23 protein-coding genes are annotated in these 20,990 nt (G+C 71.0%); 13 read left to right on the forward strand and 10 right to left on the reverse strand.

Annotated features, from left to right (window positions below; all coding sequences use genetic code 11):
• The first annotated feature begins 77 nt into the window (after positions 1-77).
• Entirely contained in the window at positions 78-1,214 is a 1,137-nt protein-coding gene (locus ACFQQI_RS03295) for an epoxide hydrolase family protein (protein WP_378557874.1), read from the forward strand.
• Positions 1,215-1,272: 58 nt separating this feature from the next.
• Here ACFQQI_RS03295 and cysN read toward each other — a convergent pair whose 3' ends face one another.
• A complete protein-coding gene (cysN, locus tag ACFQQI_RS03300; protein ID WP_378557877.1) occupies positions 1,273-2,589 on the reverse strand; it encodes a sulfate adenylyltransferase subunit CysN in 1,317 nt (438 codons plus the stop codon).
• On the reverse strand, positions 2,589-3,503 hold the full coding sequence (cysD, locus tag ACFQQI_RS03305) for a sulfate adenylyltransferase subunit CysD (protein ID WP_378557880.1): 915 nt from the start codon (positions 3,501-3,503) through the stop codon (positions 2,589-2,591). Before cysD ends, cysN begins: the two co-directional genes overlap by 1 nt.
• A 177-nt stretch (positions 3,504-3,680) precedes the next feature.
• On the opposite strand from cysD, the gene ACFQQI_RS03310 reads away from it, so the two are divergent.
• Positions 3,681-4,847, forward strand: coding sequence for a nucleotide sugar dehydrogenase (locus ACFQQI_RS03310; protein WP_378557883.1), 1,167 nt, complete (start codon positions 3,681-3,683; stop codon positions 4,845-4,847).
• Here ACFQQI_RS03310 and ACFQQI_RS03315 read toward each other — a convergent pair.
• The gene (locus ACFQQI_RS03315; RefSeq protein WP_378557886.1) at positions 4,832-5,839 is read right to left on the reverse strand and encodes a sulfite exporter TauE/SafE family protein; all 1,008 of its coding nucleotides are present in this window, start codon (positions 5,837-5,839) and stop codon (positions 4,832-4,834) included. The genes ACFQQI_RS03310 and ACFQQI_RS03315 overlap by 16 nt on opposite strands.
• Positions 5,836-7,590, reverse strand: coding sequence for an adenylyl-sulfate kinase (gene cysC, locus ACFQQI_RS03320; protein WP_378557889.1), 1,755 nt, complete (start codon positions 7,588-7,590; stop codon positions 5,836-5,838). Before cysC ends, ACFQQI_RS03315 begins: the two co-directional genes overlap by 4 nt.
• Positions 7,591-7,631: 41 nt before the next feature.
• Here cysC and ACFQQI_RS03325 point away from each other — a divergent pair, with 41 nt between their 5' ends.
• The 4 genes from ACFQQI_RS03325 to ACFQQI_RS03340 all read left to right on the forward strand — a co-directional run bounded on the left by ACFQQI_RS03325 (position 7,632) and on the right by ACFQQI_RS03340 (position 10,210).
• Positions 7,632-8,576 carry an asparaginase gene (locus tag ACFQQI_RS03325; RefSeq protein ID WP_378557892.1) on the forward strand — a complete coding sequence of 315 codons (945 nt, stop codon included), beginning with the start codon at positions 7,632-7,634 and terminating at the stop codon, positions 8,574-8,576.
• Positions 8,577-8,650: 74 nt separating this feature from the next.
• A complete protein-coding gene (locus tag ACFQQI_RS03330; RefSeq protein ID WP_378557895.1) occupies positions 8,651-9,031 on the forward strand; it encodes a helix-turn-helix domain-containing protein in 381 nt (126 codons plus the stop codon).
• 6 nt (positions 9,032-9,037) lie between these two features.
• Complete coding sequence (locus tag ACFQQI_RS03335; RefSeq protein ID WP_378557897.1) at positions 9,038-9,655, forward strand: hypothetical protein; 618 nt, start codon at positions 9,038-9,040, stop codon at positions 9,653-9,655.
• A gap of 264 nt (positions 9,656-9,919) precedes the next feature.
• On the forward strand, positions 9,920-10,210 hold the full coding sequence (locus ACFQQI_RS03340; protein ID WP_378558338.1) for a DUF2516 family protein: 291 nt from the start codon (positions 9,920-9,922) through the stop codon (positions 10,208-10,210).
• On the opposite strand, the gene ACFQQI_RS03345 is transcribed toward ACFQQI_RS03340, so the two are convergent.
• Together ACFQQI_RS03345 and rfbB are read right to left on the reverse strand one after the other, a co-directional pair.
• Positions 10,194-11,582 carry a sugar nucleotide-binding protein gene (locus ACFQQI_RS03345; RefSeq protein WP_378557900.1) on the reverse strand — a complete coding sequence of 463 codons (1,389 nt, stop codon included), beginning with the start codon at positions 11,580-11,582 and terminating at the stop codon, positions 10,194-10,196. The genes ACFQQI_RS03340 and ACFQQI_RS03345 overlap by 17 nt on opposite strands.
• 2 nt (positions 11,583-11,584) lie before the next feature.
• Positions 11,585-12,583, reverse strand: coding sequence for a dTDP-glucose 4,6-dehydratase (gene rfbB / locus ACFQQI_RS03350; RefSeq protein WP_378557903.1), 999 nt, complete (start codon positions 12,581-12,583; stop codon positions 11,585-11,587).
• 25 nt (positions 12,584-12,608) lie between these two features.
• Here rfbB and rfbA point away from each other — a divergent pair, with 25 nt between their 5' ends.
• Positions 12,609-13,475, forward strand: coding sequence for a glucose-1-phosphate thymidylyltransferase RfbA (gene rfbA, locus ACFQQI_RS03355; RefSeq protein WP_378557906.1), 867 nt, complete (start codon positions 12,609-12,611; stop codon positions 13,473-13,475).
• A 21-nt stretch (positions 13,476-13,496) separates the two neighbouring features.
• Here rfbA and ACFQQI_RS03360 read toward each other — a convergent pair whose 3' ends face one another.
• Positions 13,497-14,951, reverse strand: a complete 1,455-nt coding sequence (locus ACFQQI_RS03360) for a sugar transferase (RefSeq protein ID WP_378557909.1) — start codon at positions 14,949-14,951, stop codon at positions 13,497-13,499.
• 184 nt (positions 14,952-15,135) lie between these two features.
• On the opposite strand from ACFQQI_RS03360, the gene ACFQQI_RS03365 reads away from it, so the two are divergent.
• Positions 15,136-15,288: a hypothetical protein gene (locus ACFQQI_RS03365; protein WP_378557912.1), complete on the forward strand. Its 153-nt coding sequence runs from the start codon at positions 15,136-15,138 to the stop codon at positions 15,286-15,288.
• On the opposite strand, the gene ACFQQI_RS03370 is transcribed toward ACFQQI_RS03365, so the two are convergent.
• Positions 15,267-15,413, reverse strand: coding sequence for a hypothetical protein (locus ACFQQI_RS03370; protein WP_378557915.1), 147 nt, complete (start codon positions 15,411-15,413; stop codon positions 15,267-15,269). The genes ACFQQI_RS03365 and ACFQQI_RS03370 overlap by 22 nt on opposite strands.
• Before the next feature lie 166 nt (positions 15,414-15,579).
• On the opposite strand from ACFQQI_RS03370, the gene ACFQQI_RS03375 reads away from it, so the two are divergent.
• From ACFQQI_RS03375 to ACFQQI_RS03385, 3 genes are read left to right on the forward strand one after another with little or no spacing between them, the layout of a single operon-like run.
• On the forward strand, positions 15,580-15,930 hold the full coding sequence (locus tag ACFQQI_RS03375) for an ArsR/SmtB family transcription factor (protein WP_378557918.1): 351 nt from the start codon (positions 15,580-15,582) through the stop codon (positions 15,928-15,930).
• Positions 15,927-16,427: an SRPBCC family protein gene (locus ACFQQI_RS03380; protein ID WP_378557921.1), complete on the forward strand. Its 501-nt coding sequence runs from the start codon at positions 15,927-15,929 to the stop codon at positions 16,425-16,427. The genes ACFQQI_RS03375 and ACFQQI_RS03380 overlap by 4 nt, the downstream gene beginning before the upstream one ends.
• A complete protein-coding gene (locus ACFQQI_RS03385; RefSeq protein WP_378557924.1) occupies positions 16,424-16,984 on the forward strand; it encodes a TIGR03086 family metal-binding protein in 561 nt (186 codons plus the stop codon). The genes ACFQQI_RS03380 and ACFQQI_RS03385 overlap by 4 nt, the downstream gene beginning before the upstream one ends.
• Positions 16,985-17,033: 49 nt before the next feature.
• Here ACFQQI_RS03385 and ACFQQI_RS03390 read toward each other — a convergent pair whose 3' ends face one another.
• Positions 17,034-17,237 carry a hypothetical protein gene (locus ACFQQI_RS03390; RefSeq protein WP_378557927.1) on the reverse strand — a complete coding sequence of 68 codons (204 nt, stop codon included), beginning with the start codon at positions 17,235-17,237 and terminating at the stop codon, positions 17,034-17,036.
• 233 nt (positions 17,238-17,470) lie between these two features.
• Here ACFQQI_RS03390 and galE point away from each other — a divergent pair, with 233 nt between their 5' ends.
• Entirely contained in the window at positions 17,471-18,475 is a 1,005-nt protein-coding gene (gene galE, locus ACFQQI_RS03395) for a UDP-glucose 4-epimerase GalE (RefSeq protein WP_378557930.1), read from the forward strand.
• Complete coding sequence (locus ACFQQI_RS03400) at positions 18,472-19,224, forward strand: N-acetylmuramoyl-L-alanine amidase (protein WP_378557933.1); 753 nt, start codon at positions 18,472-18,474, stop codon at positions 19,222-19,224. The genes galE and ACFQQI_RS03400 overlap by 4 nt, the downstream gene beginning before the upstream one ends.
• On the opposite strand, the gene ACFQQI_RS03405 is transcribed toward ACFQQI_RS03400, so the two are convergent.
• Positions 19,212-20,984: a glycosyltransferase gene (locus tag ACFQQI_RS03405; protein WP_378557936.1), complete on the reverse strand. Its 1,773-nt coding sequence runs from the start codon at positions 20,982-20,984 to the stop codon at positions 19,212-19,214. The genes ACFQQI_RS03400 and ACFQQI_RS03405 overlap by 13 nt on opposite strands.
• Positions 20,985-20,990 lie beyond the last annotated feature (6 nt).

Raw genomic sequence — 20,990 nt, forward strand, 5'->3', positions numbered from 1 at the left:
ATCGCATCCGATTGAGGAACGAACCTTTCCGCGTTGCTTCCTAGCCTGGGAGCACCCAGCCAGCACGAGGAGGAACCATGAACGACCAGATCCGCCCCTTCCGAATCGAGGTTCCGCAGGCCGACGTGGACGACCTGCGCGACCGGCTCGGCCGTGTCCGCTGGCCGGATCGTCTCGACGGGACCGACCCGTCCGACCGGAGTCGCGGCATCCCCGACGGCGAGCTTGCCGAGGTCCTCGAGCACTGGCGGTCGTCGTACGACTGGCGCGCGCACGAGGCCGCTCTCAACGAGCTCCCGCAGTTCACCACCACGATCGACGACCAGCCGATCCACTTCGCCCACGTCCGGTCCGGCCGGACCGACGCGGTCCCGCTGCTGCTGCTCCACGGTTACCCGAGCTCGTTCGCGGAGTTCGCCGGGATCGTCGACGACCTCGTCGAGCCGGCGGACGGGCCGGCCTTCCACGTGGTCGTGCCGTCGCTGCCCGGGTTCGGGTTCTCGACCCCGCTGGCGTCCGCCGGCTGGACGATGGGACGCATCGCCCGAGCGTTCGTCGAGCTGATGGCCCGGCTCGGCTACGAGCAGTACGGCGTGCACGGCGGCGACATCGGTGCCGGCGTTGCCGGCATGATCGCGGGGTACGACGAGGCGCACGTGACCGGCGTGCACATCGTCACGGATCCGATGACGGCTGCGAACACGGCGACCTTCATCCCCGGCATGGCCGACCGGCTGGACGTCGACGACCCGACCGACGCGCTGATCCTCGAGCGGATGGACGCGTTCACGAACGACGGTTCCGGCTACCTCGCGATCCAGCAGACGCGGCCGCGGACGATCGGGTACGCGCTCGCCGACTCGCCGGTGTTCCAGCTCGCCTGGATCGCCGAGAAGCTCCATGAATGGACCGAGGTCGAGATCGACCGCGACCTGCTCCTGACCCACGTCGGCATCTACTGGTTCAACCGCGCTGGTGGGGGTGCCGCCCACGTCCTCTACGACCAGGCCCACTCCGCGGACTGGGGCACGCCGGCGAACGTGCCCCATGGGTTCTCGGTGTTCGGCGCCGACGACACGGTCCGCAAGCTCGTCCCCGCGCCGGAGGGTGCGTTCTGGTCCGAGCACCAGCGGGGTCTGCACTTCCCGGCGATGGAGGTGCCGGGCGAGGTCGCGTCGGACATCCGGGCGTTCTTCGGAGGGCTCGGCCGGTGAACATGCGAAGAGCCCGCTCGACCGGTCGGTCGAGCGGGCTCTCGTCGTACAGGCGGGGTCAGCTTCCGGAGTTGATCATCCCGGCGCCGACGGTGACGCCGGTGGCCTCGTCGATCAGGATGAAGGAGCCGGTGGTGCGGTTCTTCGAGTAGGGGTCGCACAGCAGCGGCACGGTGGTGCGCAGCTGGACGCGGCCGATCTCGTTGAGGCCGAGCTCCTTGGTGTCCTGGTCGCGGTGCAGGGTGTTGACGTCCAGGCGGTACTGGATGTCCTTCACCAGCGCCCGGGCCGAGCGAGTGGTGTGCTTGATGGCGAGCTTCTGCCGGGGGCGGAGCGGCTCGTTGGTCATCCAGCAGATCATCGCGTCGATGTCCTGCGACGGCTTCGGGGCGTTGTTGACGCGCGCGATCAGGTCGCCGCGGGAGACGTCGACGTCGTCCTCGAGGCGGACGGTGACCGACATCGGCGGGAACGCCTCGGTGACCTCCTGGTCGAAGAGGTCGATGCCGGCGATCTTCGAGGTCATGCCCGAGGGGAGCACGACGACCTCGTCGCCAGGCTTGAGGACGCCACCGGCGACCTGGCCGCCGTAGCCGCGGTAGTCGTGGTGCTCGTCGGACTTCGGGCGTACGACGTACTGCACCGGGAAGCGGACGTCGACGAGGTCGCGGTCGGAGGCGACGTGGACGTGCTCGAGGTGGTGCATCAGCGTGGGGCCGGAGTACCACTTCATGTTGTCCGACCGCTCGACGACGTTGTCGCCCTGGAGCGCGGAGATCGGGATGACCTCGAGGTCGGGGATGTTGAGCTTGGTCGCGAACGCCGTGAACTCGGCGTGGATCTTCTCGTAGATGTCCTGGTCGAACCCGACGAGGTCCATCTTGTTGACCGCGAGCACGAGGTGCGGGACGCGGAGCAGCGACAGGATCACCGCGTGCCGGCGGGACTGCTCGGTCAGGCCCTGGCGGGCGTCGACGAGCACGAGGCCGAGGTCGGCGGTGGAGGCGCCGGTGACCATGTTGCGGGTGTACTGCACGTGGCCCGGGGTGTCCGCGATGATGAACTTGCGGGTGGGCGTCGCGAAGTAGCGGTACGCGACGTCGATCGTGATGCCCTGCTCGCGCTCGGAGCGGAGGCCGTCGGTCAGCAGCGCCAGGTCGGTGTAGTCGTAGCCCTTGGACTGCGAGGTGGCCTCGACCGCCTCGAGCTGGTCCTCGAAGATCGACTTGGAGTCGAGCAGCAGGCGGCCGATCAGCGTGGACTTGCCGTCGTCCACGGAGCCCGCGGTCGCGAAGCGGAGCAGGTCCATGTCGCGGGTCTGCTGGGCGACCTGGGCCTGGGTGAGCCCAGCGTCGGGGGTGGTGGTGTCGCCCATCAGAAGTAGCCTTCCTTCTTCCGGTCCTCCATGGCAGCCTCGGAGAACCGGTCGTCGCCTCGGGTCGCGCCGCGCTCGGTCACGCGGGCGATGGCGATCTCGTCGATGATCTTGTCGATGGTGTCGGCCTCGGACGCCACGCAGCCGGTGAGCGTCAGGTCGCCGACCGTGCGGAACCGGACGGTCCGCTCCTCGGCGCTCTCGCCCGAGCGCAGCGGGTTGAACTCCGACTCCGTCAGCAGCATGCCGTCGCGCTCGAAGACGCGGCGTCGGTGGGAGAAGTAGATCGAGGGGATCTCGATGCCCTCGCGACCGATGTAGTGCCAGATGTCCAGCTCGGTCCAGTTGGAGATCGGGAAGATCCGCATGTGCTCGCCCTCGTGGAGGCGGCCGTTGTAGAGGCTCCACAGCTCCGGGCGCTGGTTCTTCGGGTCCCACTGGCCGAACTCGTCGCGGTGGGAGTAGACGCGCTCCTTGGCGCGGGCCTTCTCCTCGTCGCGGCGGCCGCCACCGAAGGCGGCGGTGAAGCCGCCCTCCTCGAGGGCGTTCAGCAGGGTGCCGATCTGGAGACGGTTGCGGCTGGTCTTGCCGTCGTCGATGACGATGCCGTCCTTGATCGCCTCCTCGACGCTCGCCACGATCAGGCGGGCGCCGAGCCGGTTGACCCAGTTGTCACGGCAGGCGAGGACCTCGGGGAAGTCGTAGCCGGTGTCCACCTGGAGCACAGGGAAGGGGATCTTCGCGGGGTAGAACGCCTTCTCGGCGAGGCGCATCATCACGATCGAGTCCTTGCCGCCCGAGAACATCAGGACGGGCTTCTCGAACTCGGCGGCGACCTCGCGGAAGATGTGGATCGACTCCGCCTCCAGCTGGTCGAGCTGACTCAGCCGGTAGTCGGCGTGCGTTGCGGTCATGACTGGAATGCGACCTCTCCTCGGGGCAAGCAGCCCACATCGTAGCGATCAGCGGCCGTCAGACACGAAGCGCCGATCAAGTCGAGTGACCCGGTTCACTTTACGGCGTCGTCCGCCGTCCGGATGAAACGGTCCATACCCGCTGCCCGGACGTGCGAACCCGCCTAGGCTCGGTCCGTGAAGATCACGATCGTGGGGCTGGGGTACGTCGGGCTGGCCAACGCCGTCATCCTGAGCCAGCGCCACGACGTCTGGGCCGTCGATCTCGACGCCGAGCGGGTCGAGATGGTCAACCGCCGGGAGTCGCCACTGGAGGACCCGGAGCTCGAGGAGTACTTCGCCGGGCGCGAGCTCCGGCTGACGGCGACCCTCGACAAGCACCAGGCGTACGCCGACGCCGACCTGGTCGTGATCGCCACCCCGACGGACTACGACCCCCGCTCCAACTACTTCGACACCAGGTCGGTGGAGGCGGTCGTCGCCGAGGCGCTCGCGGTCACGCCGTCCGCGGTGCTGGTGATCAAGTCGACCGTGCCGGTCGGGTTCACCCAGGCCCTGTGCGAGCGGCACCCGGACGCCTGCATCATCTTCAGCCCGGAGTTCCTGCGTGAGGGCCGGGCCCTCTTCGACAACCTCCACCCGTCCCGGATCGTCGTCGGGGAGCGCGGCGAGGCCGGCAAGATGGTCGCCGACCTGCTGCTCGAGGGAGCCGAGGACGACGACGTACCGGTCCTGCTCACCGACTCCACCGAGGCCGAGGCGATCAAGCTCTTCGCCAACACCTATCTCGCGCTCCGGGTGGCCTACTTCAACGAGCTCGACACGTACGCCGCGACCCGTGGCCTCGACAGCGCGCAGATCATCGAGGGCGTCGGCCTCGACCCGCGCATCGGCAGCCACTACAACAACCCGAGCTTCGGGTACGGCGGCTACTGCCTGCCGAAGGACACCAAGCAGCTCCAGGCGAACTACCGCGACGTGCCGCAGAACCTGATCAGCGCGATCGTGGAGTCCAACACGACGCGGAAGGACTTCGTCGCCGCCGACATCCTGCGCCGGCGCCCGCAGACAGTGGGGATCTACCGGCTGATCATGAAGGCCGGCTCCGACAACTTCCGGATGTCGTCGATCCAGGGCGTCATGAAGCGGATCAAGGCCAAGGGCGTCGACGTCATCGTCTACGAGCCCAGCCTGGAGGGCGACGACTTCTTCAACTCCGAGGTCGTGCGCGACCTCGACGAGTTCAAGAAGCGCGCCGACGTCATCGTGGCCAACAGGCGCACCGAGGTGCTCGAGGACGTCGCGGAGAAGGTCTACACCCGCGACATCTACGGTCGCGACTGAGTCCGGGCGCTCCGTTCGGCGTACTCGACGTTGTCGAGCTCGGCGACGGTCGGCGCGCCGAACATCGGCATGCCCTGGGTCTTGCGGATCAGCCCCCAGATCAGCGGCACCAGCACCAGCATCGCGATGCCGACGAGCGCGATGAACATCGGGTGCGTCTCGTCCTCGCCGAGCGGCGCCCAGCCGGACTTGTCGAGCAGCGCGACGCCCGACATCGTCAGCACGATCACGATGCCGCGCCGGATGATCGACTGCGGCACCCGCGGGGCGATGCGGCTGCCGATGATCGTGCCGGGCACGGAGCCGAGGACGAGCGGGATCAGGATCGACCAGTCGAGGCCGTTGATCGCGATGTTGGAGATCGCGGCGGCGAGCACCAGCGGCACGGCCTGGACGAGGTCGGTGCCGACCAGCTTCACCGCGGACAGGCCGGGGTAGAGCATCAGCAGCGCGATCATGATGACCGAGCCGGAGCCGACGCTGGTGATGCCGACCAGGAGGCCGCCGAGGGCGCCGACCAGCAGGGTCGGGATCGGCCGGATGCGGGGGTTCGGGTCGGCGTCGGCCGCTCCGCCACGCACGCGGCGCAGGTTGATGTAGAGCCGCAGGGCGTACGTCGAGGCCGCGAACAGCAGCGCGAACCCGATGCAGATCTTGAGCAGGTTGTCGAGCGACTCCGGCTCGTCGCCGGCGATCTGGTGGATGATCCACGGACCCAGCAGCGCCATGGGCACGGAGCCGAGGATCAGCCAGCGCGCGAGGCTGAAGTTCGGCGAGCCCTCCTTGGCGTGCACCACCGCCCCGCCGGTCTTGTAGACCGCGGCCGCGGTCAGGTCGGCCGTCACCACGGTCGCGGCGTCGCCGACTCCGAGGAAGATCAGCGCCGGCGTCATCAGGGCGCCGCCACCCATGCCGGTGAGCCCGACGACGATGCCGACCAGGAACCCGGCCAGCAGGATGCCGAAGAAGGCGTCGGAGATGACGTCGTTCATGCAGTGGTCCTCCGGTCGCCCGTGAGGGCGGGTACGACGACGGCCAGGAGCTCGTCGAGCTGGGTGGCGCACGCGCGGGCGGCGTCGGGTCCGCGGCGGTAGGGGTCCGGTACGTCGAGCGCGGGGTCGGCCGGGCCGCGGTGCTCGGCGGCGTAGGCCACCAGCTCGCGGCCGGAGAGCGCGGGGTCGGCGTCGCGGACGGCCTCGGCGAACTGGCCGAGCGTGAACACCTTGCGGAACTCCGCCGGGTGGTCGTCGAGGATGAACTGGCGGTGCGTGTGCTCGGCGGTGAGCACGAGGTCGGCGTCGCGCAGCAGGTCGGCCGACAGGGCCCGGCTCGTGAACGAGTCGCCGTCGCTGCGGCCGCCCTCGGCGTACACCTTCGCGATCTCGGCGTCCATCACGCCGCCCGCGGAGCCGTGGGTGCCGGCACCGGAGAAGACGACGTCCGCGGTCCCGGCCAGGCGGCGCGCGGTGAGCTCCATGTACGGCGAGCGGCAGATGTTGGCGGTGCAGACGAAGAGGACCTTGAGCGGCTCGCGCCCGGCGCCGGCGAGGTCGAGGTGGCCCGCCTCGGCGAGCGCGTCGATGACGTCGTCGAGGGCGTCCTCGATGGTGCGGCCGGTGGTGTCGACGCGGACGTCGGCGTCCTCGGGCTCCTCGTAGGGAGAGGAGATGCCGGTGAACTCGGGGATCTCCCCGCGGCGCGCCTTGGCGTAGAGGCCCTTGCGGTCGCGGCGCTCGCACTCCTCCAGCGGGGTGGCGACGTGGACGAGGAAGAAGGCGCCGCCGGCGTCCTCGACCATCGCCCGCACCTGCTGGCGGGTCTCGTCGAACGGCGCGATCGGGCTGCACACCGCGAGGCCGCCGTGGCGGGAGATCTCGGCGGCGACCCAGCCGATCCGGCGGATGTTGGTCTCGCGGTCGGCCTTCGAGAAGGTCAGGCCGGCGGAGAGGTGGCGGCGTACGACGTCGCCGTCGAGGCTCGTCACGCTCCGCGCCCCCTGCTCGAGGATGCGGTCCATGAGGGCGCGGGCGAGCGTGGACTTGCCGCTGCCCGACAGGCCGGTGAAGAAGAGGACGAGGCCCTGGTCGGCGGGGTCGGGGCGCTCCTGGTCGACGATCGCCTGGATCGCTGCAGGGGAGGGGGAGTCGGAGTCGGGGACGCCGATGACCGGGTCCGGTCCCGCGTAGTTGGCCACGACCTGGACGCCGAGGCGGTGGTCGGCCTCCGGGTCTCCGTGCGCGGAGAGCGGTACGGCGACGACGGCTGCGTCGGGCATCAGGTCGGCTGCGGCCAGCGTCGCGCGGATCAGGCCGGTGGCGGACAGCTCCGGAGTCCCGTGGCCGACCAGGGCGAGCAGCAGCACGGGACCGGTCGACCCGACGACCTCGATCTCCGCCTCGGTGAGGACGTCGACGACGGGGACGACCGTGCGGCCGGCGTACTGCTCACGGACCTGGGCGGGTGAGAGGTAGAGGCGTCGGAAGGGCCCGTACTGCGCGTGGGTGAGTGGCGTCACCTCGCCGCCGGGCACCGACACCCGGGCGAGCGGCAGTCCCTCGGGGTCGACGAGCTCGACCGCCCCGGCCTCCGCGGCTGCGGTGGCGACGTCGGGCGGGAGCGTCAGCGTGACCGGGCTGCCGGGCTCGTCGAAGGCCGTCGTCGGCGCGAGGGCCCCGATCGCCAGCAGCTCGAGGTCGTCGAGCTCCCGGGGCAGGGGGCAGTACTGCGGGACGGAGGACGACACGGCGGCAATCCTGCCATTTCCAGTGAAGTTACTGTGCACCCATGCCCAACCCCGTCGTCGTGGCCGAGCTCGTGCGTTCCGGATTCGTCGAGGGCCACCACCACGGCTCGGTGGTCGCGCTCGGCGCCGACGGCGAGGTCGACTGGTCGGTCGGCTGCGTCGACGCGCCCCTGCTGCCGCGGTCGTGCAACAAGCCGCTGCAGGCGCTCGCGATGGTGCGGCACGGCCTCGACCTGCCGCACGACCTGCTCGCGCTCGCCTGCGCCTCGCACTCGGGTGAGCCCTTCCACCTGGACGGCGTACGCCGCATCCTCGCCGCCGCGGACCTCGCCGAGGACCTGCTGCAGACCCCGCCCGACTTCCCGCTCGACGACACCGAGCGCGACGCCGTGCTCCGCTCCGGCGGCGAGCGGACCCCGCTGCAGATGAACTGCTCGGGCAAGCACGCCGCGATGCTGGTCACCTGCGCGCGCAACGGCTGGGACCTCCACACGTACCTCGACCCGGAGCACCCGCTCCAGCAGGCGATCCACACGACGTACGAGGAGCTCACCGGCGAGCCCGCCGCGGTGGCCGTCGACGGCTGCGGGGCGCCGCTGCTCTCCTCGTCGCTGACCGGGCTGGCGCGGGCGTTCCGCCGCCTGGCCGTCGCGCAGGACGGCCCGGAGCGGCTGGTCGCAGACGCGATCCGCCGGCACCCGGAGTTCGTGTCGGGAACCCGCCGCGACGAGCGGACGCTGCTGAGCGCGATCCCGGGCGCGATCGGCAAGATGGGCGCCGAGTCGTGCTTCGCGCTCGCGCTCGACGACGGGCGGTCCTTCGCGCTCAAGATCGACGACGGCGCCATGCGTGCCTGGCCCGTCGTGCTGGCGGCCGCGCTCCGGCGGTCCGGCGTCGACGGCGCGGCGATCCGGAGCGTCGGGCGCGCGCCGCTGCTCGGTGGTGGCCGGGAGGTCGGAGAGATCCGCGGCTGCCTGCCCGTGTGACGTCCGGCCCCATGTGGACGGTCTCACACGGGCAGTGCTTGCAAAGTGCTTGCTGTTGCTAGCACAGTGGAGGCATGGCTCGGAGCAAGGTCGGCAAGACCGTCGAGACGCTCGGTGACTACCTCCGACAGCAGCGCGAGAGCGCCCACCTGTCGTTGCGGCAGCTCGCCGAGCAGGCCGGCGTCTCCAATCCGTATCTGAGCCAGATCGAGCGCGGACTGCGCCGGCCGTCCGCCCAGGTCCTGCAGCAGCTCGCGAAGGCGCTGCGCATCTCCGCCGAGCAGCTCTACGTGCGTGCGGGGATCGTCAACCCCGAGGACGGAGCGGGCGGCTCCGTCGAGCTCGCCATCCTCGCCGACTCCGCGCTCACCGAGCGACAGAAGCAGTCGCTGCTCGACGTCTACGCGTCGTTCCTGGCCCTCAACGGGACGACGACGACCCAACCGAAGGAGTAACCACCCATGCCCAAGTTCGAGCTCCCCACCCTTGACCTGGCCGCCATCGAGCTCCCGACCGAGGTCGCGCGGCCCCTGTACGCCGGCGTCGGTGCGACCGACGTCGTCGTCGGCTACGTCCGCGACGCGGTCGCCGACCTGCAGAAGCGCTTCAGCGGCCTCGACCTCGAGCCGAAGTCGCTGCGCGACCAGGCCCTGGTGATCGTGACCACCCAGCTCGACGCGCTCTCCAAGGACGCCCAGTCCCGCCGCGAGGCCATCGAGAAGCGCGTCGCCGAGCTCCAGGCCGACGCCGCCGGCCTGCCGGCCACCGTCAACGCGACGTACGCCGACCTCGCGAAGCGCGGCGAGACCCTGATCGGCCGGATCCGGGCCCAGGAGTCGACCCAGGCGACCGTGGCCGCCGCCCAGACCACCACCGCCAAGGCGAAGACGACCCAGACCCAGGCCACCAAGGCCGCGAAGAAGACCACGAAGTCGACGACCAAGAAGGCGACGTCGACCGCCAAGAAGTCCTCGGCTGCTCCGAAGAGCAGCGCCAAGGCCACGAAGACCGCGGCCAAGAAGACCGCGTCCAGCGCGGCCGAGGCGACCACCGACGCCGCCGCGAAGGTCGGCGACTGATTCGATCCGCTGGTCGAGCTCGTCGAGACCCCCGCACCCGCGCGCTGTCGTGGTGCGGGGGTCTCGACGACGCTCGCTGGCGCTCGCTGCTCGACCACCGGTGATGGTCCCGTTGGTCGAGCTCGTTGAGAACCTCGCAGCGTCCGTTCCGTTGGTCGAGCCTGTCGAGACCCCCGCACCCGCGCGCTGTCGTGGTGCGGGGGTCTCGACGACGCTCGCTGGCGCTCGCTGCTCGACCACCGGTGCACGTAGGCTGTGCCCGTGATGTCGACCGTGCTGGACCTGCAGATGGGCGTGACGCTCATCGTCTACCTGGTACTGCTCGCGGTGAAGGTCTTCGCGTTCGTGAACTCGCTGATGTGGTCGGGCGAGCACTACACGGCGGCCGGCAAGCTGACCAAGCCGGCCTGGACGATCATCCTCGGGCTCGGTGTGGTCGTGCAGTTCATCTTCCCCGGCCTGATCAACCTGCTGAACCTGGTCTTCACGATCGCGGCGTTCGTCTACCTCGCCGACGTGCGGCCGGCGCTCGCCGGGCTCACCCGCCGGCGCTGAGGTAGCGCTCGAGTGCGACCGTCGCGTCCTCGGGCACGAAGCCGGTCGCCTCGATCTTCGCCAGGCTCATCGCGCTGTTGAGCGGACGCGGCGAGTAGTCGGTCTTGCCCTCGAAGTAGGCCTCGGTCGTCGTCGGAGTCACGTCGGCCTCGTCGCGACCGGACAACCGGTAGACCGACTTCGCGATCTCCGCCCACGACTGCACGGGCCCGCCGTTGCTCAGGTTGTAGGTGCCGTACGCCGCGCCCGCTTCGAGCAGGTGCCGGGTCGCCCGGGACAGCTCCGCGGTGAAGGTCAGCCGTCCCCGCTGGTCGTCGACCACGCTCGGCGAGACGCCGTTGGTCGCCAGCTTCTGCATGGTCCGCACGAAGTTGTTGCCGTCGCCGATCACCCACGACGTGCGCAGAAGGTAGTGCCGCGGCGCGGTCGCGACCGCGACGTCGCCAGCCGCCTTGGTCTGCGCGTAGACGCCGAGCGGCGAGAGTGGCTCGTCCTCGGTGTGCTCCTCGGCGGTGCCGTCGAAGACGTACTCGCTCGAGTAGTGCACGAGCGTGAAGCCGTGCTCGCGCGACAGCCGCGCCAGCGTGGCGGGCGCGCCGGCGTTCGCGGCCCAGGCCGTACGCCGTCCCGCGGGCGTCTCGGCCGCGTCGACCGCGGTGTACGCCGCGGCGTTGAGCACCAGCGCGTACTCGTGCCACGGCCACTTCGCCACCGCGTCCGCATCGGTGACGTCCAGCTCGTCGAGGTCCACGAGGTCGGAGCCCGGGAAGTCGACCTGGAGCGCGCGGCCGAGCTGGCCGCGGCAGCCGATGATCAGCGTCTTCTTCGGCTGCATCGGCGTGACATCGCCCAGCCGCGGGTTGGCCTGGTCCTTCTCCGAGATCTCGACCTCGGAGGAGTCCAGCGGGATCGGCCACGGGATGCCGGCGGTCTCGTCGGCGAGGTGCAGTGCCGGGTAGGCGAAGCCGGGCCGCCAGTGGTCGTTGACCAGGTAGGAGTAGAGCGTGCCGTCCTCGAGCGCCTGGTACGAGTTGCCGACGCCGCGTGGGACGAAGACCGCGATGCTCTCGTCGATCTCGACGTGGAAGGTCGCGCCGAAGGACTCGCCCTCGCGCATGTCGACCCACGCGGCGAAGACGCGGCCGGTCGCGACCGAGACGAACTTGTCCCACGGCTCGGTGTGGATGCCTCGCGTGGCGCCGCGCCGGGCGTTGAACGACATGTTGTTCTGCACCGGCCCGAAGTCGGGCAGGCCCAGCTCGACCATCTTCTCGCGCTGCCAGTTCTCCTTGAACCAGCCGCGGCTGTCCGCGTGGACGTCCAGGCGGACGACGAGCAGCCCGGGGATCGGGGTCTCGACGAGCTCCGGCACCGTCACTGGCCCTTCGCCGCGTAGGCGGCCTCGACGGCGTCCTTGTGCGGCCGCCACCAGGCCTCGTTCGCGACGTACCACTCGATCGTGGCCTTCAGGCCCGCATCGAAGTCCTGGTACTGCGGCTGCCAGTCGAGCTCGTGCCGCAGCTTGCCGGACTCGATGGCGTAGCGCCGGTCGTGGCCGGCCCGGTCGGTGACGAACTCGATGTCGTCGTCGCTGCGCCCGAAGTGGCGCAGGATCGCCTGCACGACCTCGAGGTTGTTCTTCTCGCCGTCGGCGCCGATCAGGTAGGTCTCGCCGATCCGGCCGCGCTCGAGGATCGCGAGCACGGCGGACGAGTGGTCCTCGGTGTGGATCCAGTCGCGGACGTTGAGGCCGTCGCCGTAGACGCGCGGCCTGCGGCCGTCGATGACCTCGGTGATCTGGCGGGGGATGAACTTCTCGATGTGCTGCCACGGCCCGTAGTTGTTGGAGCAGTTCGAGATCGTCGCGCGCACGCCGAACGAGCGCACCCAGGCGCGCACGAGGTGGTCGGAGCCCGCCTTCGAGGCGGAGTACGGCGAGGACGGGTTGTACGGCGTGTCCTCGGTGAACCGCTTCGGGTCGTCGAGCTCGAGGTCGCCGTACACCTCGTCGGTGGAGACGTGGTGGAAGCGCTTGTCGTGCTTGCGGGCCGCCTCGAGCAGCGTGAACGTGCCGACCACGTTGGTCCGGATGAACGGGCCGGGGTCGGAGAGGCTGTTGTCGTTGTGCGACTCGGCGGCGTAGTGCACGACGGCGTCGACGCCGGCGACCAGCGGCTCGACCACGTCGGGCTCGGCGATGTCGCCGACCACGAGCGTCACCCGGTCGTCGGGCAGGCCCTGCAGCGACTCCTCGGTCGAGGCGTACGTCAGCTTGTCGAGCACGGTCACGTGGGCATCGGTGTTGGCGACGACGTGCTGCACGAAGTTGGAGCCGATGAAGCCGGCGCCACCGGTCACGAGGATGCGATCCATACGCGTGATCCTAGGATGAGTGCCCATGCGCGGAATCATCCTGGCCGGAGGCACCGGCTCGCGGCTGCACCCCATCACCTTCGGGGTGAGCAAGCAGCTGATGCCGGTCTACGACAAGCCGATGATCTACTACCCGCTCTCGACGCTCATCCTGGCCGGGATCCGGGACATCCTCGTGATCACGACGCCGCACGAGGCGGAGCAGTTCCGGCGGCTCCTCGGCGACGGCGGCCAGTTCGGCATCTCGATCACCTACGCCGTGCAGCCGAGCCCCGACGGGCTGGCGCAGGCGTTCATCATCGGCGAGGAGCACGTGCGCGGCAGCGTCTCCGGGCTGGTGCTCGGCGACAACCTCTTCTACGGGCCCGGCCTCGGCACCCAGCTCAGTCGCTTCAGCGACCTCCAGGGCGCTGCTGTGTTCGGCTACCGCGTGGCCGACCCGACGGCGTACGGCGTCGTCGAGTTCGACGACGAGATGCGCGCCGTGTCGCTCGAGGAGAAGCCCGTGCACCCCAAGAGCAGCTTCGCCGTCCCGGGCCTCTACTTCTACGACGAGTCCGTGGCCGAGCGGGCCAGGGCGCTGAAGCCGTCGGCCCGCGGTGAGCTCGAGATCACGGACCTCAACCGCACCTACCTCGACGAGGGCACGCTCCAGGTCGAGGTGCTCCAGCGCGGCGTCGCCTGGCTCGACACCGGCACGTTCGACGACCTCAACGACGCCGGCAACTACGTGCGGGCGATCGAGCACCGGCAGGGCACCAAGATCGGCGCTCCGGAGGAGGCCGCCTGGCGGATGGGCTTCCTCGGCGACGAGGAGCTGGCCGCGCGCGCCGAGCCGCTGGTGAAGAGCGGGTATGGGCGGTACCTGCTGGGATTGCTCGACGACCGCTGACCGCCGGGCCCAGGCCCGGGCCTAGTACGCGCCGCGGGAGCCGAAGACGGCGCCGACGGTGCGACCGAGGATCGAGAGGTCCTGGAGCATCGACCAGTTGTCGACGTAGTAGAGGTCGAGGCGGATCGCCTCCTCCAGGCTGAGCTCGCTCCGGCCGGAGACCTGCCACAGGCCGGTCATCCCCGGGCGGACCCGCAACCGCCGCGCCATCGCGCTGTTGTAGAGCGCGACCTCGCGAGCCACCTGCGGGCGAGGACCGATCAGGCTCATGTCGCCGCGCAGCACGTTGAAGAGCTGCGGCAGCTCGTCGACCGAGTAGCGGCGCAGCCACGTGCCCGGCTTCGTGATCCGAGGGTCTTCCTTCACCTTGAAGAGCAGGGCGCTCTGGCCGAGGTCCGCCTGCATCTGAGCGATCAGGTCGTCCGCGTTGACGACCATCGTCCGGTACTTCAGGCAGGTGAACTCGTGGCCGTCGCGACCGATCCGGGTCTGCCGGAAGAGGATCGGGCCGCGGTCGTGCAGCCAGATGCGCGCCGTGGCAACGACGAAGATCGGCGCGAAGGCGACGATCAGGGTGAGGGATCCGGCGATGTCGAAGAGCCGCTTGCCCCAGCGGGACGCGTCGGTCGCGCGAGGCGGGTCGATGTGCATGAGCGGCAGCCCGCCGACCGGTCGCATCCGGACGCGCTCGTTGGAGACGTCGGTGACGCTCGGCGCGACCACGACCTGGATCTCGTCCTTCTCCAGGTCCCAGGCGATGCGCCGGAGCTGCGTGGACGACGTGAGCGCCCCGCCGGCGAAGAAGATGACGTCGGCGTCGACCGCGCGAGCGAGCTCGGTCGCCTTCTCGGTGACGCCCAGGACCGGCACGCCGGCGGCGGTCTCCTCGCGCATGTCCTGCGCCGGGACGAGCGCGCCCGCGACGTGGTAGCCGAGCCACGACTCGCGCCGCAGCACGGCGGCGACCTCGTCGACGTGGCCGGGGGAGCCGGCGATGAGCACGCGGTACTGGAGCAGACCCTGGCGCCGAGCCCGGTGCACGGCCTCGCGGAGCAGGAAGCGTCCGAGCAGGAGCGCGGGGATGCCGATCGCGAACGCCAGCAGGAAGAACCCGCGCGCCAGCTGGAACTTCGCGAGGTAGCAGCCGACGCCGAGCAGGCCCGCCGTGACCACGCTGGCGTTGAACACCCGCTTGAACTCGTCGGTTCCGGCGCCGAGCACGTCGTCCCGGTAGCCGCCGCCGACCGCGATCACGACCAGCCACCCGAGCAGCGCCAGGGGAGCGACGACCAGCACGTCAGCGGAGACGTCGGTCGCGGTCTCGAACACGGCGAGACGGTTGCGGCCCAGCACGGCCAGCACGAAGACGCCGGTCATCACGGCGAGGTCGAACAGAAGGGCCGTGACCGGCAGGTAGCGAAGGGTGCGACTGGGCGGACCGAGTGTCCGCGTCCGCTTCACCGACAGCAGCGTCATCCAAGCCCCATGTCCCCTCGCTCCACCCGCGCCGGACGCGCGGCGGGAGCCCCCCGTTCCACCGAGGCCAGATCCTTTCCCCAATTTGGGGTATGCCGCAGCAACTTGAGGGAACGCAGAGGAACGGCGCAGATCAACCGCGCGTCGGGGTTTCAGCACCTGAGACGGGGGTCACACTGTGCCCATGACGGTCGTGCTGATCGTGCTCGGTGTGGCGGCGGTGTGGTGCGTGGCGCCACTGCCGTTGGCGGTCGCGGTCGGTCGCGCCTTCCGTGCCTCGGGGGAGGACGCCGCCTTCGCCGAGATCGTGCGCCGCTACGACGCCGCCGGCGTGTGAGCTCCGGCTCCGATGCTCGCCTCGTAGAGCGGCCAGGCGCGTGAGTCCTCGGGGTGGAGGTCCATCGACGCGCACCACTCCTCGAACGGGGTGCAGTACGACTCGGCCTCGCTGCCGTCGGTCATGAGGAACATGGATCCTCGCTCTCGCCTGGGTGTCCTCGGCCCGATCGGCGCCGGCCCGCCCGACCTGAGTGTTCGCGGCGATCATCTTCTGCAACCACATGGTTGACAACGCCGTCGAGACGCGCCTAACCTCTCCTCAACCAATCGGTTGACGAAGGAGGTTGCGGTGGCCGACCAGCTGTCCCGGGTGTTCCAGGCCCTGGCGGACCCGACCCGCCGCGACCTGGTGGCCCGACTCGCGGCGAACGGCGACGCCACCGTGGGCGACCTCGCGGCGCCGTACGACGTGAGCGTCCAGGCGGTCTCCAAGCACCTCAAGGTGCTCGAGGAGGCCGGACTGGTGAGCCGCAGCCGCGACGCCCAGCGTCGGCCGGTGCACCTCGAGGCGGAGGTGCTGGACCTGATGACCGCATGGATCGAGCGCTACCGGCGCGAGGCGGAGGAGCGCTTCCAACGCCTCGACGCCGTGCTGGCGCAGATGGACGACGAGGACTCCGAGGAGGGAGCCGCATCATGAAGACGCAGAACCAGACCCAGAACCAGAGCCAGACCCGGATCGAGGCCGTGCCGGACCTGCCGGTCATCCGCATCACCCGCGAGTTCGACGCTCCGCCGGAGCGCGTCTTCCGGGCGTGGACCGACCCCGACCTCTTCGTGCAGTGGGTCGGGCCGCGCAGCATCGACTCCACGATCGACGTGTGGGACGCCCGCACGGGCGGGGAGTGGCGCTACACCTCGCGCCGCGGCGCCGACAGCTTCGGCTTCTGGGGGTCGTTCCACGAGGTGCGCGCGCCCGAGCGGCTCGTGCAGACCTTCTCCTTCGACGGCGCGCCCGACGGCGTCAGCCTGGAGACGATGGCGTTCGAGGCGCTCGACGGCGGCCGCTGCCGCGTCGTGGCGACGTCGGTCGTCGAGTCGATCGAGATCCGCGACCAGATCCTCTCCAGCGGCATGGACGTCGGCGTGGTCGAGGGCTACGAGAAGCTCGACGAGCTGCTGGCGGCGAGCGCATGAGCACCCCGGCGGAGCGCCACCGTGACGTGGCCGGCGGGTTCAGCCGGCGCGTCGTCGGCACGACCGACTGGGACGCCCCGGCGCCCGTCGACGGGTGGACGGCCCGCGACGTCGTGCGCCACCTCGTCGAGTGGTTCCCCGGCTTCCTCTCGTCCGGCACCGGCATCGCCCTCCCGAGCGGGCCGACGGTGGACGACGACCCGGTCGCGGCCTGGCGGCTCCAGGCCGACGCGGTGCAGGCGCTGCTCGACGATCCCGCGACGGCCGGCCTCGTGCTGAAGAACCCGCACACCGGCGACGTCCCGCTCCCCGAGGCGGTCGACCGGTTCTACACCGCGGACGTCTTCATGCACACCTGGGACCTCGCGCGGGCCACCGGGCAGGACGAGGCGCTCGACCCCGCGACCTGCGAGGAGCTGCTCGCCGGCATGGAGCCGATCGAGGAGCTGCTGCGCAACAGTGGTCAGTACGGCGCGCGGGTCGACGTACCCGCCGACGCGGACGTCCAGACCCGGATGCTCGGCTTCATCGGCCGCGATCCCCAGTGGCGGCCCTGACCCGGTGCTGACCGACGCTGACCGGCGCTGACTCGACGCGGGCCGGTGGTCAGCTGGCGCGCGCCAGCTCCCGCTTGAGCAGCTCCGTGGCGTTGCGCAGCGAGACGATGTCGGCGACGAGGCGGTGCACCTCGTCGCGGCACTCGGTGACCGCCGGGTCGGACGAGTTCGCCCCCCGGAGGTGTTGCTGCAGCTCCAGCGCGTGTGTGAGCGCCGTGGCGGCGGATGCGTCGACCAGCTCGCTGATTCCCATGTGTCTGCCTCCCCATGGCTGACGTTCGGGGGCGGCGTGTCGAGCGATCTGATCGCCCGGTGCCATCCCCCGATAGGCCCATTAGGCACGAATTCCGTGTGTCGTGGGCTGGAACGCCGACGGAAATCGTTATCATGACCCCTTTGGGTGATCTCGCGGTCTAGACCACGTGTCGGGCGACGGCCTCCGCCGCCGCGATCTGGGCGCCGGACCTCCCCCGTAGGCTGACGGCCATGAAGGTCCTCGTCACCGGCGGCGCCGGCTACATCGGTTCGACCACTGCGAAGGCGCTCGAGGAGGCCGGGCACACGCCGATCGTCCTCGACTCGCTGCTGACGGGACCGAAGGCGTTCGTCCGCGACCGGATCTTCTACGAGGGCGACGCCGGCGACCGCGCGCTGCTGCGCCGCGTGGTCGACGAGCACCCCGACCTCGACGCCACCATCCACATGGCCGCGCGGATCGTCGTGCCCGAGTCTGTCGAGAAGCCGTACGAGTACTACAAGGACAACGTCGCCAAGTCGCTCGAGCTCTTCGACGAGCTCAACGCGCTCGGCAAGCCGCGGGTGCTCTTCTCGTCGTCGGCGTCGCTCTACGCGATGAAGGACGACTTCGAGGTCACCGAGGACGACGCGCTCGCCCCGTCCTCGCCGTACGCCCGCACCAAGCGGATGATGGAGCAGGTCCTCCAGGACATGGCGGCCGCGACCGACCTGCGCGCGATCATCCTGCGCTACTTCAACCCGATCGGGTCCGACCCCGACCTCGAGTCCGGTATCTACGCCCGCGAGCCCTCGCACGTGCTCGGCCAGCTCGTGATGGCCGCCCGCGGCCAGAAGGACTCCTTCACGATCACCGGCGTCGACCACCCGACCCGCGACGGGACGGGCATCCGCGACTACATCCACGTCTGGGACGTCGCGCGCGCCCACGTGCGGGCCGTCGAGCGGTTCGACCGGGTGCTCGCGGAGGTCGGCGAGCCGAGCGTCGTCCTCAACCTCGGCACCGGTTCCGGCGTGACCGTGCGCGAGCTGATCACCGCGTTCGAGAACGTCTTCGGCGAGCAGGTGCCGGTCACCGAGGCGCCACCGCGCCCGGGTGACGCCGTCGGGGCCTTCGCGAACGTCGACCGCGCCACCAGGCTGCTGGACTGGCGCACCGAGCTCTCGCTCGAGGACGCGATCGCCTCGGCGCTCGCCTGGGGCGAGAAGCGCCAGGAGATCCTGGGCTACGAGTGACCCCGGTGCTCTCGGTCTTCTCGGTCGTTCTTGCCCTGGTCGGTGGGCTGACGGCGCCGGCGTACGCCGAGCGCGTCGACGCCGGCGCCCGTGACGCCCGCCCGCTGGCGGGCCGGGTCGTCGTGCTCGACCCCGGCCACCAGCTCGGCAACCACAACTTCCCGGGCCGGATCAACCGGCTGGTGCCCGACGGCCGGGGTGGCCGCAAGGCGTGCAACACCACCGGGACGGCGACGGCCGGCGGCTACGCGGAGGCGACCTTCAACTGGGAGGTCGCGCGCCTGCTCCGCAGCCGGCTCGAGCACCGCGGCGCGACCGTGCGGATGACCCGGACCACCAACAGCCAGGGCCGTTGGGGACCCTGCGTCGACGTGCGCGGCCGCGCCGGCAACCGGCCGCGCGCCGACCTGAAGCTGAGCATCCACGCCGACGGCAACCTCGCCGGGGGAGCCCGCGGCTTCCACGTGATCGTCGCGCCGGACGCCCCGGCCGGCTCGGCGCGCTTCGCCGGTGTCGTGCGGAGCAGCCTCCGCCGGAGCGGCCTCCCGGTCGCGAACTACATCGCGGGCGGCGACGGCCTCGACGTCCGCACCGACCTGACGACGCTCAACTTCGCGCGCCTGCCCACCGCGATGGTCGAGCTCGGCAACATGCGCGATCGCGTCGACGCGGGCCGGATGACCTCGGCGCGCGGCCGCACGGCGTACGCCGACGCGCTGGCCCGGGCCGTGCGTCACTACCTGCGCTGACCCAGCACCTCGTCCACCCACGCGCGGACTGCCCCGTCGTCGATCATCCGGCCGGCGCGGACCGCGGCCGCGGCGGGCTCGGCGCCCGCCCGGCCGGCCCGGATCGCGTCGGCGAGCGCGACCGTCCACGCCTCCGTCGTGTTCGCGGTCAGCCGAGCCAGTGAGGAGCCGGCGTAGGGCCCGACGTCGGACGCGACAGCGGGGAGCCCGAGAAGGGCGTACTCCAGCAGCTTGAGGTCGGACTTGCACCCGTTGAACTCGGTGTCGGCCAGCGGCGCGACAGCGGCGTCCCAGCGCGGGGCCTGCTCGCGCAGCCACGTCACGAAGCCGGGGTGGTCGGTGCGCTCGGGCACGAGCCGGCGTACGCCGTCCGCGTCGCCGGGCGTGACGCCGACGATCTCGAGCACCACCTCGCGGCCGAGCCGGTCCGACACCGCCGCGACCACGCCGTCGAGCAGCGCGAGGTCGTCGGTGTGGGTCGCGGACCCCATGTAGAGGACGCGCGCGGCGGTGTCCCCGGGCGGGTCCACGGTCGTGACCGTGCGGCTCCACAGGCGCGGGTCGAGCTCGTTGGGCCGGCACACGATGTTCGGGTTCAGGCCGGACAGGAGGTCGGCGAGCACGGGGGTGCTGACGACGACGGTGTCGACCTCGGGCACCAGCCGCCGCAGCGCGGCGAGTCCGTCCGGGTCCCAGCCCTGGGCGGTCAGCCGGTCGACGGCGTGGTCGGTCAGCAGGTCGTCGTCGAGGTCGAGCACGACCCGCGTCCCCGCAGCGCGGGCGCGGGCCAGCACCCGCTCCGCCTGGTCGGCGTCGAGGGCGTTGCGCACCAGCACCATCGCGTCGAACGGCCGCGCGACGAGGCCGTCTGCGTAGTCGCTCGCCACCAGCCGCTCCCAGGTCAGCAGGCCGCGACCGGCCGCGTTGACCGCACGCCGGAGCGCGCGGACGTGCGCGGTCGGCGCGATCCGGTCGGGGGCACCCGGCGTGACGATGCCGAGGCGGGGCAGGCCGGGGGGCTCGTAGCGGGCGCGCTCGTCGTTGGCCCGCGTCAGTGGGTGTGCGCCGGAGTCGGGAGCCGTTCCCATGATGGTGGGTACGCCGAGCCGTCCGGCCACGTCGAGCACGACCACGTCGGCGTGCAGCGCGTGCACGGTCTCGACCCCGAGCCCGATCAGCACGCGCGCGACGAACCCGGCGTACGCGCCGTCGCGCTCCGCCCGCCACCGCGCCACCGGCTCGACCCCGTCGGCGCCGAGGGCGCGCACGACGACCCGGCCCTCGTCGACGCGCTCGAGCAGCAGGCTGCGCTGGGAGTCCTGGAGGTGGTCGAGCAGGTCGCGGCGCAGGGCCCGCGTCGCGCCCTCACCGCGCTCCAGCACGTAGAGCCGTCGGGGGAGCACCTGGCTCGCGCGCGCCGCCACGGAGACGAGCGGCTCGTGGTCAGCGTCGAGGACGGCGTCGTCCGAGCGCACCATGACATGGGGTGCCTCGAGCGCGTCCTCGCGACCGGGGCGGGCCCAGACGGCCGCCTCCTCGGCGACCAGGCGGGCCGCCTCCGCCCAGGTCAGGTGGGTCGGCCAGGCAGCGGGCGGGGACGGCACGCCCAGTGCCCGCGGGACGTCGGGGAAGCTGTGTGCGACCCACCGCAGCCGTCCCTCCGGCCTGGACACCGGCGCCGGGGTCGCGTCGGTCGGCAGGCGATCGAGGAGCCCGAGGAGGTCGACATCCTCGAGCCGCCACGTCGTCCCCACGGTCACGGGATG

This window comes from Nocardioides sp. GCM10030259 (genome assembly GCF_042666375.1).
Lineage (GTDB): Bacteria > Actinomycetota > Actinomycetes > Propionibacteriales > Nocardioidaceae > Nocardioides.

Bases quoted from the DNA above. Each gene is read 5' to 3' on its own strand.
- ACFQQI_RS03295 (WP_378557874.1), top strand. From the start codon at position 78: ATGAACGACCAGATCCGCCCCTTCCGAATCGAGGTTCCGCAGGCCGAC.
- cysN (WP_378557877.1), bottom strand. From the start codon at position 2,589: ATGGGCGACACCACCACCCCCGACGCTGGGCTCACCCAGGCCCAGGTC.
- cysD (WP_378557880.1), bottom strand. From the start codon at position 3,503: ATGACCGCAACGCACGCCGACTACCGGCTGAGTCAGCTCGACCAGCTG.
- ACFQQI_RS03315 (WP_378557886.1), bottom strand. From the start codon at position 5,839: ATGAACGACGTCATCTCCGACGCCTTCTTCGGCATCCTGCTGGCCGGG.
- ACFQQI_RS03325 (WP_378557892.1), top strand. From the start codon at position 7,632: ATGCCCAACCCCGTCGTCGTGGCCGAGCTCGTGCGTTCCGGATTCGTC.
- ACFQQI_RS03330 (WP_378557895.1), top strand. From the start codon at position 8,651: ATGGCTCGGAGCAAGGTCGGCAAGACCGTCGAGACGCTCGGTGACTAC.
- ACFQQI_RS03335 (WP_378557897.1), top strand. From the start codon at position 9,038: ATGCCCAAGTTCGAGCTCCCCACCCTTGACCTGGCCGCCATCGAGCTC.
- ACFQQI_RS03340 (WP_378558338.1), top strand. From the start codon at position 9,920: ATGTCGACCGTGCTGGACCTGCAGATGGGCGTGACGCTCATCGTCTAC.
- rfbB (WP_378557903.1), bottom strand. From the start codon at position 12,583: ATGGATCGCATCCTCGTGACCGGTGGCGCCGGCTTCATCGGCTCCAAC.
- rfbA (WP_378557906.1), top strand. From the start codon at position 12,609: ATGCGCGGAATCATCCTGGCCGGAGGCACCGGCTCGCGGCTGCACCCC.
- ACFQQI_RS03360 (WP_378557909.1), bottom strand. From the start codon at position 14,951: ATGACGCTGCTGTCGGTGAAGCGGACGCGGACACTCGGTCCGCCCAGT.
- ACFQQI_RS03365 (WP_378557912.1), top strand. From the start codon at position 15,136: ATGACGGTCGTGCTGATCGTGCTCGGTGTGGCGGCGGTGTGGTGCGTG.
- ACFQQI_RS03370 (WP_378557915.1), bottom strand. From the start codon at position 15,413: ATGACCGACGGCAGCGAGGCCGAGTCGTACTGCACCCCGTTCGAGGAG.
- ACFQQI_RS03380 (WP_378557921.1), top strand. From the start codon at position 15,927: ATGAAGACGCAGAACCAGACCCAGAACCAGAGCCAGACCCGGATCGAG.
- ACFQQI_RS03385 (WP_378557924.1), top strand. From the start codon at position 16,424: ATGAGCACCCCGGCGGAGCGCCACCGTGACGTGGCCGGCGGGTTCAGC.
- ACFQQI_RS03390 (WP_378557927.1), bottom strand. From the start codon at position 17,237: ATGGGAATCAGCGAGCTGGTCGACGCATCCGCCGCCACGGCGCTCACA.
- galE (WP_378557930.1), top strand. From the start codon at position 17,471: ATGAAGGTCCTCGTCACCGGCGGCGCCGGCTACATCGGTTCGACCACT.